Consider the following 13,406-nt stretch of genomic DNA (forward strand, 5'->3'; position numbering starts at 1 on the left):
CGCCCCTCCTCTCCTGGAAAGGCGCCTCATGTTCCAGAACCGCGCGGAAGCCCTGGCGCTTGCCTTGCCGGCAGCCGTCTTTGCGACGGTGGTCTTCCTGCTGCCCGTCGCAATCCTGCTGTCGGAGGGTTTTCGCGCCGGCGGCGCCTGGACGCTATCGGCCTATACCGGCTTCTTTTCCGAGACCCTGAACCGCACCGTTTTCCTGCGCTCCTTCCGGCTCGGCCTCGAAGTCACCGCCGTCTCGGCCGTCATCGGCTACGCCGCAGCCTTTGCCATCGTCAATCTGCCGCCAGAGGGCAAAGGCCGCATGATCGGCCTCATCACCTTGCCGCTGATGATCTCGCCGGTGGCGCGTACTTATGCCTGGATCGTAATTCTCGGCCGCACGGGCATCGTCAACCAGGCGATAACAGGCCTCGGTTTCAGCGCCGAGCCGCTGCGCCTGCTCTTCACCGAGACCGCCGTCTTCATCGGCCTGTTGCAGCTCTTTCTGCCGCTGATGATCCTGTCGTTGATCAGTGCACTCGAAAACATGCCGAGGGATGCGATCCCCGCCGCCCGCGTGCTCGGCGCCAACTGGTTCCAGGTCTTTTGGAAGGTCGTCCTGCCGCTAACCAGAGAAGGCCTCGTCATCGGCGGCACGCTCGTCTTCACCGGCTCGCTCACCGCCTACATCACGCCGGCCATCCTCGGCGGTTCCAAGGTGCTGATGCTCGAAACGCTGATGTACCAGCAGGTTTCCGTCGCCAATGATTTCGTCTCGGCAAGCGTCATCGCCTTCATCCTGATCGTCATGAGCTTTGCCGCCAACATCCTGCTGAAACGCCTTGCGACGGCGAGGAGCCGCAGATGAGCATCCGCCTACTTTCACCGTTCGTCCTCTTCCTGCTGCTGGTCTTCCTGATCGGTCCGTTCCTGATCATCATCGCCGCCTCGCTCTCGGCGGGCGACACGCTGGCCTTCCCGCCACAGGGCCTGTCGCTGCGCTGGGTGATGAAGGTCTTCACCATCGAAAGCTTCCGCGACAGCTTCGCCATGTCGATGTTCCTCGCCGTCTTCGGAACGCTGGCAGCCCTCATTCTCGGCATCCCCGCCGCCTATGCCCTGTCGCGTTACCGGTTGCCCGCGGCCGAGACCGTCCGCACCATCGTCTCGCTGCCGATCATCGTGCCCGGCATCATCGTCGGCCTGGCATTGCTGCGTTATCTCGTCGTGCCTTTCGGCTTCAACATCACGCTCGCCCTCTTCTTCGCCCATGCGGCCCTCGTGCTGCCCTATGCCGTGCGCGTCGTCTCGGCGAGCCTCGACAATCTGCGCTCGGATATCGAGGAAGCCGCCGTCCTGCTCGGCTCCTCCAGGCTCGGGGCCTTCTTCCGCGTGGTGATGCCGAATATCCGCGGCGGCATCCTGGCCGCCTTCATCCTCGGCTTCGTCACCAGCTTCAACCAGGTGCCGGTCTCGCTCTTCCTTTCCGGCCCGGGTGTACGGACGCTGCCGATCGACATGCTGGGCTACATGGAAACCACCTACGACCCATCCATCGCGGCGCTCTCCGCCCTTCTCGCTTTCCTGTCGATCGGCATCGTCTTCCTCGCCGAACGCTTCCTGGGATTTTCGCGTTATGTCTGATGCCTACCTCCAACTCGACAAGCTGACGCTTGCCTATGGCGATACGGTCGCCGTAAGAGAGCTCGATCTCGCGATCGGCAAGGGCGAGCTCGTCGCCCTCCTCGGGCCCTCCGGTTGCGGCAAGACGACGACGATGCGCGCCATCGCCGGCTTGCTGACGCCGGCATCCGGCCGCATCGGCCTCGATGGCGCCGATATCACCCGCGTCTCCGCCAACAAACGCGCCGTCGGCCTCGTCTTCCAATCCTACGCGCTCTTCCCGCATCTGACGGTCTACGAGAACGTCGCCTTCGGCCTGCGCCTCAAGGGCATCTCGGGCACCGATCTCGATGCCCGGGTCGGCGCCGGCCTGAAATCCGTCGGCCTCACCACCTTCGCCGCCCGCAAGCCCGCCGAACTCTCCGGCGGCCAGCAGCAGCGTGTAGCACTCGCCCGCTCAATGGTGATGGAGCCGAAGGTGCTGCTGCTCGACGAGCCGCTCTCCAACCTCGACGCCCGGCTTCGCCTGGAAATGCGCGCGGAATTGCAGCGCGTGCAGAAGGAGACCGGCGTCACCATGATCTTCGTCACCCACGATCAGGTGGAAGCCCTAGCGCTTGCCGACCGCATCGTCGTGATGCTGAACGGCGGCATCGAGCAGATCGGCACGCCGGAGGAGATCTACAACCATCCCGCCTCCGCCTTCGTCGCCGATTTCGTCGGCTTCGACAATGTCTTCGCGCTGAAGGAAGGAAAGCTTGCGACGCCGAATGGTCCCGTCGCTCTTTCTGTTCCGGCGCCGCAAGCCGCGGCCGGCCTGGCCTGGCGTCCGCGCGCGGTGACTCTGGGCTCCGGCCCTTTCCAGGGCACCGTGCGCGGCACGTCGTTTGCCGGCAACAGCCGCGAATATCTCCTCGATACGCCGCTCGGGGCCATCAAGGCCGAGATCGACGCAAGCCTGCCGACGCACGCGATCGGCAGCGCGCTCGCCTTCGACCTGCCGGTTGCCGGTGCAGCCAATCTCAAACGCTTCGGGTGACATCATGGGTGTGTGGATCGATACCGACATGGGCTTCGACGACATCGCCGCCATTCTGTTGGTGACGCAGTCGGAATATGCAATCGACGGCGTCTCACTGGTTTTCGGCAATGCGCCGCTGCCGCAGGTGCGGGCGAATGCCGCCGGGGCGGCCGCCGCCTTCGGCTGGACCTTTCCCATCCATACCGGCCGTGCTGCGCCCGTTCTCGGCAAGTTCGAAACCGCCCAGGCGATCCTCGGTGAAACCGGCATCCCGACATCAGGCAAGAACCTGCCTGATGCCCCTGCCCTTGCCGAGAGCGATGCCTTCCCCGCGCTCTGCCGCTGGCTCGAGGGCAACGGGCCACACCGCATCCTGGCGCTCGGTCCGCTCACCAATATCGCCGCAATAGCGCTCGCCCGCCCCGATCTTGCCGCCCGCATCACCGACCTCGTCTGGATGGGCGGCGGCGTCACCACGGGCAACCATACGGCCTCGGCCGAATTCAACGCGCTCGCCGATCCCGAGGCACTGGCAATTATCATCGCCCATGGCCTGCCGCTGCGCATGGTCGATCTCGACCTCTGCCGCAAGGTAGTGGCAAAGCCCGAAGATGCCGAGCCGGTGCGCAATGCCGGCGGCGGCAATGCCGAACTGATCGCCGATATGTTCGCCGGTTATATAAATATCGGCACCAGCCGCGGCCGCCCCGGCATGGCGATCTACGATCCCTCCGCCGCCGTCGCCTTCATCGCGCCCGATATCGTGAGCTTCCGCCCCGCGCGCATCGACGTCGAACTGCACGGCGCCTTCACCCGTGGCCGCACCGTCGTCGAGACCCGCGCCACGCATGCGACCTTCAACGCGCAATTTGCCGCCGACATCGACGCCGACAGGGCGCGCGCCATCATTCTCACCGCTTTGGTCAACGAGGCCCGCAAATGAACGCCACACCTCGTCAGGAACCTTTCGATCTCAACGATCCCGCCTTGCGCGCCCGCGCCGTTGCCGCCGCCCGCGGCGACGCCCCATTCGATATGCTGATTACCGGCGGCCGCCTGCTCGATGCCGTGACGGGCCTGATCCGAGAGGCTGATATCGGCCTCATCGGCGCGCTGATCGCAAGCGTCCATGCCCCCGCAAGCCGCACGGACGCGCTAGAAATCATCGACGCAACTGGCACCATCCTCACGCCGGGCCTGATCGACACCCACATGCATGTCGAAAGCTCGATGGTGACGCCTGCAGAATATGCGAGCGCGGTGCTTCCGCGCGGCATCACCACGATCGTCTGGGACCCGCATGAATTCGGCAACGTCCATGGCCTCGATGGCGTGCGCTGGGCGATCGAGGCGGCGCGATCCCTGCCGCTGCGCATGATCCTACTCGCTCCCTCCTGCGTGCCGTCGGCACCGGGCCTGGAGCTTGCCGGCGCCGATTTCGACGCTTCCATTATCGCCGAGATGCTGCGCTCGCCTGCCGTCGGCGGCGTTGCCGAGGTCATGAACATGCGCGGCGTCATCGATGGCGATCCACGCATGAGCGCCATCGTCAATTCAGGCCTTGCCTCCGGCAAGCTCGTCTGCGGCCATGCCCGCGGCCTCGAAGACGCCGACCTCAACGCCTTCATGGCAGCCGGCGTCACTTCCGACCACGAACTCACCTCGGGCGCCGACCTCGCCGCCAAGCTTTCCGCCGGCCTGACGATCGAGCTGCGCGGCTCCCACGATCACCTCTTGAAAGAATTCGTCGAGGTGCTGAACGGTCTCGGCCACCTGCCCCCGACAGTGACGCTCTGTACCGACGACGTCTTTCCCGACGAACTCTACCAAAGCGGCGGCCTCGACGACGTCATCAGACGCCTGGCGCGCTACGGCATGAAGCCGGAATGGGCGCTGCGTGCAGCGACCTTCAATGCGGCACAACGGCTGAAGCGCTCCGATCTCGGCCTCATCGCCGCCGGCCGCCGCGCCGATCTCGTGCTCTTCGAAGATCTCACGGAATTCCGCGCGCGCCTCGTCATATCAGGCGGCCGCATCGTCGCCCGCAATGGCGGCATGGAGGCAGCCGTTCAACCGCTCGATACCGCGCCGCTCACCAATTCCGTGAAGCTGCCGCCGCTCACCGAGAACGATTTCCGCATCCCTGCGAAAGGCGCGCGCGTCCGCGTCGCCACCATCGACCGCCCACGCTTCACGCAATGGGGCGAGGCCGAAACGGAAGTCCGGGACGGCTTCGTCGCGCCGCCGGCGGGAAGCGCCATGATCGCCGTCGTCCATCGCCATGGAAAGGCCGAGGGTATCCCGCGCATCGGCTTTCTCACCGGCTGGGGCGAATGGCGCGGCGCCTTCTGCACCACTGTCTCGCATGACAGCCACAACCTCACCGTCTTCGGCGGCAACGCCCGCGACATGGCGCTCGCCGCCAACACCGTCGTCACAGCCGGGGGCGGCATGGCCGTCGCCAGGGACGGCCGGATCGAGGCGATCTTGCCCCTGCCGCTCTCCGGCCTCGTCACCGACGCCTCGCTGCAGGACACGGCCCTCGCCTTCGCCAATATCCGCAAAGCCATGGACAAGATCGCCGACTGGAAACCGCCCTACCGCGTCTTCAAGGCCTGCTTCGGCGCAACGCTCGCCTGCAACGCCGGCCCGCATCAGACGGACCGGGGGATCGCGGATGTGGTGACGGGCAAGGTGCTGGAAAGTCCGGTGCTCGAGGTTTTGTAAGTCGGGACGCACGGACTGCAAACGAGAGCGAGTGCCGTGCGGCCCCCTCATCCGGCTGCTGCCGCCTTCTCCCCGTTGGGGCGAAGGGACTCGCGGCGACGTCTCGATTCCCCCTTCGCCCCAGCGGGGAGAAGGTGCCCGTAGGGCGGATGAGGGGGCCGCAAACGCGACCTATACCTTCAACTCCCGCTCCACCAACGCCACCCAATAAGCCGCCCCATATCCAAGCGCCCCATCGTTGAAATCATAAGCCGTGTTGTGATGCAGCGCCCCGTCCACCGCCGGCCCATTGCCGAGCCAGACATAACAACCCGGTGCGTTCTCAGCGAAGAAAGCAAAATCATCCCCCGCCGTCGAAGGCGGAAAGCTCGTCCGCACCTTCTCGCCAAAAACAGTGCCCGCCGCGGCGAGCGCCCGGGCGGTCGCATCCGCATCATTGAGGACAGGCGGAATGCGCCGCTCGAAACGATATTCGGCTGATATGCCGTACATCGCGGCCGTTCCGCTGGCCAATCGGCCGATCTCGGTTTCCAGCTGGTCGCGCACCTCAGGCGAATAGGCCCGCGCCGTCCCGCCGATCTCGACGCTATCCGGAATGACGTTCAGCGCCTTCGTATCGCCTGCCTGCAGGAAACAGGCGCTGACGACGGCCGGCTGCAGCGGGTCGACCACCCGCCCGACGATCGTCTGCAGCGACGACAGGAAAGTGCCGGCCGCCGTGATCGGATCGCGGCCGAGATGCGGCTTGGCGCCGTGCGTGCCCACGCCGCGAAAAGTGATGCGCCAGCTGTCGGAGGAGGCGAGCTGCGGCCCTTCGACCACGGCAATCTCGTCGACATCCAGCCCCGGCATATTGTGCAGGCCATAGACGGCATCGCAGGGGAAAAGCCGGAAGAGCCCCTCTTCCACCATGCGCTTTGCCCCGCCGCGGCCCTCTTCGGCCGGCTGGAAGATGAAATGCACCGTGCCGGAAAAATTCCGCGTCGCCGCAAGATGCCGCACAGCGCCAAGCAGCATTGCCGTATGGCCGTCATGGCCGCAGGCATGCATCTTCCCCGGCACGGTCGATTTATAGGGCCGCTCGGCCATTTCAGGCATGGCGAGCGCATCCATATCGGCCCTCAGCCCGATCCGGCGCGTGCCGTTGCCGACCTGCAGCGTGCCGACGACGCCGGTGCCGGCAAGCCCGCGATGCACCGTGATCCCGGCCTCTTCGAGAAGCCTCGCGACGATGCCGGCGGTGCGCTCCTCCTCGAAGCCGAGTTCCGGATGGGCGTGCAGATCGCGGCGCAAGGCGGTGAGGAACGGCAGATCGTCCTTGATCCCAGCGGGAATGCTCATGGGAATATCCCTTCATGCGAAACGGGCGCCGAACGGCGCCCGCCTCAGATCATTCCTTGTTCATCAAACAAGCTGCGACTTCAACCCTCAAGCCTCTTCGACGAACACCTCCTCGCGCTTCTTCCTGACGCTCGGCAGGAAGACGACGATGAGCACGGCCAGCGCGATCGCCAGAAGCGTGGCGCTGATCGGCCGGGTGATGAAGGTGGTGGCGTCGCCGCGCGACAGGATCATCGCGCGCCGCAGGTTCTCCTCCAGCAGCGGGCCGAGCACGAAGCCGAGCAGCAGCGGCGCCGGCTCGCAGCGGAGCTTTGCCAGCACGTAGCCGATGAGCCCGAAGAAGGCGACGGCATAGAGGTCGTAGACGTTGGAATTGACGCTGTAGACCCCGATCGAGCAGAAGGCCATGATGATGGGGAAGAGCACGTAGTAAGGCACGGTCAGCAGCTTCACCCAGAGCCCGATCAGCGGCAGGTTGAGGATGACGAGCATCAGATTGCCGATCCACATCGAGGCGATGATGCCCCAGAACAGCGCCGGCTGCTCGGTGGCGACGTTCGGTCCCGGCACGATGCCCTGGATGATCATCGCGCCGATCATCAGCGCCATGACGGGATTGGCCGGAATGCCGAGCGTCAGGAGCGGAATGAACGAGGTCTGCGCGCCGGCATTGTTGGCCGATTCCGGTCCTGCGACGCCCGCGACCGCGCCCTTGCCGAATTCCTCCGGCGTCTTCGAGATGCGCTTTTCCACCGTATAGGAGGCGAAGGAAGCAAGGATTGCCCCGCCGCCGGGCAGGATGCCGAGCGCCGAGCCGATCGCCGTGCCGCGAATGACGGGAGCGATCATCTCCTTGAATTCCTGGCGCGAAGGCAGGAGGCCGGACACCTTGGCCATCAGCACCGTGCGCGTGGACTCACCCTCGAGATTACGCAGGATTTCCGCCACACCGAAGACACCGACGGCGAGTGCCACGAAATTCAGCCCGTCCGCATATTCACGGATGCCGAGCGTGAAACGCGGCGTGCCGGTGTAGATATCCGTGCCGACGAGGCCGAGCAGCAGCCCGAGCGCCACCATCGCCAGCGCCTTGACGACCGAGCCATGCGCCAGCGCGATCGAGGAAACGAGGCCGACGATCATCAGCGAGAAATACTCGGCCGCACCGAATTGCAGCGCGATGTCGGTGAGCGGCGGCGCGAAGATCGCGACGAGGAAGGTCGAGACCGTGCCGGCGAAGAATGAGCCGAGAGCCGCGATCGCAAGTGCTGCCCCCGCCCTGCCCTTGCGGGCCATCTGGTACCCGTCGATCGCGGTGACGGCAGACGAGGATTCGCCCGGCATGTTGATGAGGATCGCCGTCGTCGAGCCGCCATACTGCGCGCCGTAGTAGATGCCGGCGAGCATGATGAGCGAGGAGACCGGCTCGAGCTGGAAGGTGATCGGCAGGAGCATGGCGATCGTCGCCGTGGCGCCGATGCCCGGCAGCACGCCGATCAGCGTGCCGAGCAGGACGCCGATCAGGCAGAAGAGAAGATTGTCGAGTGTCGCCGCTGTGGCGAAGCCGAGCGCGAGATTGCTGAAAAGATCCACCGTCGCCTCCTAGAACCGGACCCAGGGACCGAAACGCTCGAACGGCAGCCCCAGCCCATAGCTGAAGACAGCGACCGAAAAGATCGTCAGCAGCAGCGAGAGGATGACCGCGGACACCACATTCATCTTGCGTGACGCAAAACAGGCGATGAAGGCGGTGAAGAACAGTGCCGGTGCAAATCCGAGCCCCCGTACCGTCAGCCCGAAGAAGACGGGAGCCGGCAGGATGAAGAGCATGCCGCGCCAGGCAAAGGGATCGACCGGCTCACCCTCCACGCGCAGCGCCTGAATGAAGATGATCGCGCCGAGAAGTATCAGCGCGCAGGCAAGGATGAACGGGAAATAGCCCGGGCCCATGCGAAAGGCGGTGCCAAGCTCGAGCCCGAGCGACTGGAAGGCGAAAAAGGCGCCGGTCGCGACAAAAAGCCCGCCACAAATCGCATTGGTGGTATCGAAACTGATGGATTTCATGGTGTCTCCTGGAGTTGGAGATGGTTGATGTCGTACCGTGGCGCCCCCTCATCCGCCCTGCCGGGCACCTTCTCCCCGAGGGGAGAAGAAGACTCGCGGCACGCTCTTCCCGTCTTTCGACAGCGACGACATTGCGGCGGATGCAGCCTACACATGGGACGTCCCCTCTCCCCAGCGGGGAGAGGGTAGGGTGAGGGGGCTCCTGGCACCCCCTCACGACTAGTCGGCATATTCCCCGGCAGCCTCGATCACCGGCTTCCAGCGAGCGATCTCGCTTTCGAGCTTGGCCTTCAAAGCGGCGGGCGTCGCGTCGGCGTCGGAAGACGGCGCGGTGCCGAGCTCGGCGAAGCGGGCGCCGACATTCGGGTCCTTCAGCGCCACCTGCAGCGACTTCGACAGGCGTTCGTTGATCTCGGCCGGCGTGCCCTTCGGCGTGTAGATGCCGTGCCAGATGCCGACCTCGAAGCCCGGCAGGCCGGCTTCGACAGCCGTCGGGACATCCTTCAGCACGTCGAGGCGCTTCGGCGAGGTCACGGCATAGGCCTTGATCGTGCCGCCGGTGATCTGCTTCGTCGTGTTGGTGGTCTGGTCGCACATGATATCGACCTGGCCGCCGAGCAGATCGGTCATCGCAGGGCCGGTTCCCTTGTAGGGAACGGTCGTGAGCGGCGTCTGGATGGCGCTCATGAACATCATGCCGCAGAGATGCGAAGCCGCGCCGATGCCGGCATTGGCGACCGTCACCTTGTCCTTGTTGGCCTTGACGTAGTCGATCAGACCCTTGAGATCGGTCGGCTCGAAATCCTTGCGCGCGACGATCGTCATCGGCACCTCGGTGACGAGGCCGACATAATCGAAGGCGCCGAGCGTGTCATAGGCGAGCTTGCGGTAGAGCGTGGCGCTGGTCGCCATGCCGATATGGTGCAGCAGGATGGTGTAGCCATCGGGATCGGCACTCGCCACGCGGCCGGCGCCGAGCGTACCGCCGGCACCGCCGACATTTTCGACGACGATCTGCTGGCCGAGATCCTTCGACATGGATTCGGCGACGAGGCGCGCAACCGTATCGGTCGGGCCGCCGGCGGCGAAGGGCACGACCATGGTGATGGTGCGTTCGGGATAGGTCTGCGCCGAAGCGACGCCGGCGAGAAGAGAGACCGCGGCAGCCGCGGTCAGGCCGAGCATGGCCTTCAGGATTTTCATCGTTTCCTCCCTGATGAAATAAGCGAGCCCGCCGACACATCCTCCGCGCCGGTTCGGATTGCCTATTTGCCGCCGGGAAAAATCGGCCGGCAATCATCGCCACCGCTTTTGGAAGAGGATTCTGCGACAGTGCGATGCAGCATGGGTCGATTTGGAAACAAACGGCGGATGCGATGGGTGGAATTCCACCCATCGCATCCGGAGAGAAAGCGCAGTCAGCCGGAAAGGCTCTAGCTTTCGGTGATCATCATCCGCTTATCCAGGCCGTATTTCTGCATCTTTTCGTAGAGGGTCTTCCGGGAAATGCCGAGCGACTCGTAGACCGGCTTGAGGCTGCCGCCATGCGCGACCAGCGCGCTGGCGATGACCCCGCGCTCAAATTCGGCGACCCGCTCCGCAAGCCCGGTCGCCTCTTCGGCCTGCCGTCCGCCATTGTCGAGGCCGAGGACCAGACGGTCGGCGGCGTTCCTGAGTTCCCGCACATTGCCGGGCCAGTCGCGCTGGGCAATGTCGGAGATCACCTCCGGCAGCACGGCAATCTCGTCACGGCCGTAGCGGGCGGCCGCTTCCCGCACCAGCTGCAGGAAGAGCAGCGGAACATCCGCCCGCCGCTGCGACAGCGACGGCACGTGCAGCGTCGCGACGTTCAGCCGGTAGAAAAGATCGGCGCGGAAGCGGCCAACGGCAACCTCCGCCTCCAGATCGACCTTGCTCGTCGCGATGAAGCGCACGTCGAGCGGCACGACCTCGTTCGATCCGAGCCTGGAGATCACCCGCTCCTGCAGCACCCGCAGGAACTTCGCCTGAAGGTCGAAGGGCATGGAGCCGATCTCGTCGAGCAGGATGGTGCCGCCGCGCCCATGCTCGAACTTTCCGTAGCGCGGTCTGACCGCACCGGGGAAGGCGCCGGGCTCGTGGCCGAAGAGCTCGCTCTCGATCAGGTTCGCCGGCAGCGCGGCGCAGTTGATCGCAATGAACGGCCGGCTCGCCCGGGCGCTGATATCGTGAAGCGCGCGCGCCACCACCTCCTTGCCTGCCCCGGTCTCGCCGACGATGAGCGTATCGGCATCGCTGGCGCCGATCGCGCGGATGCGGTAGCGCAGATCCACCATCACCTGGGTGCGCCCCGGCAACCGCGCCTCGATATCGTCGCGTTTGCCGGCGACCGCTTTCAGCAGCCGGTTTTCGAGCACGAGGCCGCGCCGCTCCATCGCCCGGCGGATGACCCCGGCGAGCATTTCAGGCGTGAACGGCTTCTCGATGAAATCATAGGCGCCTTCACGCATCGCCTTCACCGCAAGCTGCACGTCGCCATGGCCGGTGACGAGGATGACCGGCACCTCCTGATCGATTTCGCGGATCTTCTGCATCAAGGTCATGCCGTCCATGCCGGGCATGCGGATATCGCTGACGACGACGCCGGGAAAGCTGTAGCCGATCAGCTCCAGCACGTGATCGCCGTTCGAAAAAGTCTCGACGCTGAAGCCGGAGAGCTCCAGCGCCTGCGCCGTCGAGCGGCGCAATTCTTCCTCGTCGTCGACGAGCAGGATTTTCGCATCGTTCATTCCGCTGCCTCCGGCATCAGCCCCGCCGCCGATTGCAGCTCGATACGGAACACCGCGCCCCCTTCGGGATGATTGGCAGCCGTCAGGCTGCCGCCGAAATCCTTGACGATGTTGTAGGAGATCGAAAGCCCCAAGCCGAGCCCCTTGCCGACACCCTTGGTCGTGAAGAAGGGATCGAAGATGCGCTCGGCGATTGCCGCCGGCACACCGGGTCCGTGATCGCGCACCGTCAGCACCACCTTGCCGGCCTCCTCGAAAGCCGAAACCTCGATACGCCTGTCATCCAGGCCTTCCACCGCATCGGCCGCGTTGGAGATCACATTCACCAGCACCTGCTGGAGACGCACCGAGCCGGCGCGCACGACCGGCGGCCGCATTCCGAGATTGAGCCGGAGCTCGGCGTCGGCCGCCTTCAGCCGCCAGGCGATGATCTCCAGCGTATCGCGCATCGCCTCGTCGAGGGGAACCGGCCCGAGCTTCTCGTTCGGTTTGCGGGCGAAGTTGCGCAGGTGCCGGCTGATCGAGGCCATGCGGTCGATCAGCCCGCCGATCCGCCTTATATTGTCGCGCGCCTCCTCCGTCCGCCCGCGATCGATCAGAACGGAAGCGCTGTCCGTATAGGTCTTGGCAGCGGCGAGCGGCTGGTTGAATTCATGCGAAAGCGCTGCCGACATCTGCCCGAGGCCGGCGAGTTTGCCCGCCTGGATGAGGTCGGCCTGGGTCTGGCGAAGCTGCTGCTCGGTCAACCGCCGCTCGGCGATCTCTTCTTCGATGCGGCTGTTGACGCGGGCAAGATCGGCCGTGCGCTCCTCCACCCGCCGCTCGAGTTCACCCCGCGCTTCGGCCTGCATCTGCATGCGCTCGGCAAGCCGCGCCCGCCGCTGGCGAATGACCGCCACGGCAAGCCCGGCAATGCAAAGGATGAGAAAGACGGCGACAAGCGCCGTGCGCGCCTGAGCGCGGATGGAACTCGTCTCCATCAGCACATTCACCGTCCAGTCCTCGGCCGGCATGTAGTGCGACAGCATCAGATATTCGCTTGCGCCCCGGTCGCCCGCAAGCGTCATCAGATCATGCGGCTCGAAGCGATGGCGCGTCACCGGCAGCGCCGTCAGCTTCGCATTGGCATAGCGCCGCGACGCTTCCGTGCGGGCGATACGGTCGGCCGTCAGCGGCAGGATCGCGCCGTAGAGCCATTCCGGACTGCCGGACATGAAGATGATGCCTTCCGGATCGGAAACGAAGATCTTGTATTCCCCGCCGCTCCAGGAGGATTCGATCATGTCGATATCGACCTTGAAGACGATGACGCCGCGAATATCCGCGCCGACCCTGATCGGGGCCGAAAAATAATAGCCGCGCTTCAGGGACGTGGTGCCGAGAGCGTAGAACCGGGCCTGCCGGCCTTCGATCGCTTCCTGGAAATAGGGGCGGTAGTTGAAATTCTGGCCGACGAAACTTCCCGGTCCATCATAATTGCTCGCCGCGATCGTTTCCCCATCCGGCTTCACCACATAGATGTCGGAGGATTTCAAGAGCCCGTTGATCTCCTTGAGATAGAGATTGGCGGCATCGCGCAGCACCATGTCGTCAGGCGCACTGACCAGTTCCTTGATATCGTCGTGATCGGCGATCAGCGCCGGCAGCGCCTCGTAGCGGTTGAGGTGGCCGCTGAGCGCCGAGACGGCAAGGCGCAGCGCCGTTCCCGCCTGGGCCGAAGCCTCCTGCATATAGGCACGCGTCGCAATCGCGCTTCCATAGGTGAAGAAGGCGAAAATGATGAGCGGCACCACCAGCAGCGCCGCTATCGCACGATATCTCGAAGACAGATCCGGCTCCTCCCTTTCTGCCTTCACTCCCCAGCAAGGCATGCC

11 protein-coding genes are annotated in these 13,406 nt (G+C 65.0%); 5 read left to right on the forward strand and 6 right to left on the reverse strand.

From position 1 onward, the window contains the following. The first annotated feature begins 28 nt into the window (after positions 1-28). From ATY78_RS12910 to ATY78_RS12930, 5 genes are read left to right on the forward strand one after another with little or no spacing between them, the layout of a single operon-like run. Complete coding sequence (locus ATY78_RS12910) at positions 29-856, forward strand: ABC transporter permease (RefSeq protein ID WP_088682742.1); 828 nt, start codon at positions 29-31, stop codon at positions 854-856. Then, on the forward strand, positions 853-1,632 hold the full coding sequence (locus ATY78_RS12915; RefSeq protein ID WP_088682743.1) for an ABC transporter permease: 780 nt from the start codon (positions 853-855) through the stop codon (positions 1,630-1,632). The genes ATY78_RS12910 and ATY78_RS12915 overlap by 4 nt, the downstream gene beginning before the upstream one ends. After that, complete coding sequence (locus tag ATY78_RS12920) at positions 1,625-2,650, forward strand: ABC transporter ATP-binding protein (RefSeq protein WP_088682744.1); 1,026 nt, start codon at positions 1,625-1,627, stop codon at positions 2,648-2,650. Before ATY78_RS12915 ends, ATY78_RS12920 begins: the two co-directional genes overlap by 8 nt. A gap of 4 nt (positions 2,651-2,654) precedes the next feature. Beyond that, the gene (locus ATY78_RS12925; protein WP_088682745.1) at positions 2,655-3,575 is read left to right on the forward strand and encodes a nucleoside hydrolase; all 921 of its coding nucleotides are present in this window, start codon (positions 2,655-2,657) and stop codon (positions 3,573-3,575) included. Continuing rightward, the gene (locus ATY78_RS12930; protein WP_088682746.1) at positions 3,572-5,359 is read left to right on the forward strand and encodes an adenine deaminase; all 1,788 of its coding nucleotides are present in this window, start codon (positions 3,572-3,574) and stop codon (positions 5,357-5,359) included. The genes ATY78_RS12925 and ATY78_RS12930 overlap by 4 nt, the downstream gene beginning before the upstream one ends. 171 nt (positions 5,360-5,530) lie before the next feature. Here ATY78_RS12930 and ATY78_RS12940 read toward each other — a convergent pair whose 3' ends face one another. From ATY78_RS12940 to ATY78_RS12965, 6 genes are all read right to left on the reverse strand, one after another. After that, positions 5,531-6,700, reverse strand: coding sequence for a M20 aminoacylase family protein (locus ATY78_RS12940; RefSeq protein ID WP_088682747.1), 1,170 nt, complete (start codon positions 6,698-6,700; stop codon positions 5,531-5,533). Between the two features lie 87 nt (positions 6,701-6,787). Then, positions 6,788-8,293, reverse strand: a complete 1,506-nt coding sequence (locus ATY78_RS12945) for a tripartite tricarboxylate transporter permease (RefSeq protein WP_088682748.1) — start codon at positions 8,291-8,293, stop codon at positions 6,788-6,790. Between the two features lie 9 nt (positions 8,294-8,302). Then, positions 8,303-8,764, reverse strand: a complete 462-nt coding sequence (locus tag ATY78_RS12950; protein ID WP_088682749.1) for a tripartite tricarboxylate transporter TctB family protein — start codon at positions 8,762-8,764, stop codon at positions 8,303-8,305. A gap of 219 nt (positions 8,765-8,983) precedes the next feature. Then, positions 8,984-9,967 (reverse strand): tripartite tricarboxylate transporter substrate-binding protein, encoded by a 984-nt coding sequence (locus tag ATY78_RS12955; protein WP_088682750.1) that lies wholly within the window; start codon positions 9,965-9,967, stop codon positions 8,984-8,986. A 230-nt stretch (positions 9,968-10,197) separates the two neighbouring features. Continuing rightward, a complete protein-coding gene (locus ATY78_RS12960) occupies positions 10,198-11,532 on the reverse strand; it encodes a sigma-54 dependent transcriptional regulator (protein ID WP_088682751.1) in 1,335 nt (444 codons plus the stop codon). Continuing rightward, the gene (locus ATY78_RS12965) at positions 11,529-13,403 is read right to left on the reverse strand and encodes a sensor histidine kinase (protein WP_280950441.1); all 1,875 of its coding nucleotides are present in this window, start codon (positions 13,401-13,403) and stop codon (positions 11,529-11,531) included. The genes ATY78_RS12960 and ATY78_RS12965 overlap by 4 nt, the downstream gene beginning before the upstream one ends. Between the last annotated feature and the right edge of the window lie 3 nt (positions 13,404-13,406).

This window comes from Rhizobium sp. R635 (assembly GCF_002211285.1).
In the GTDB taxonomy this organism is placed as follows: domain Bacteria; phylum Pseudomonadota; class Alphaproteobacteria; order Rhizobiales; family Rhizobiaceae; genus Rhizobium.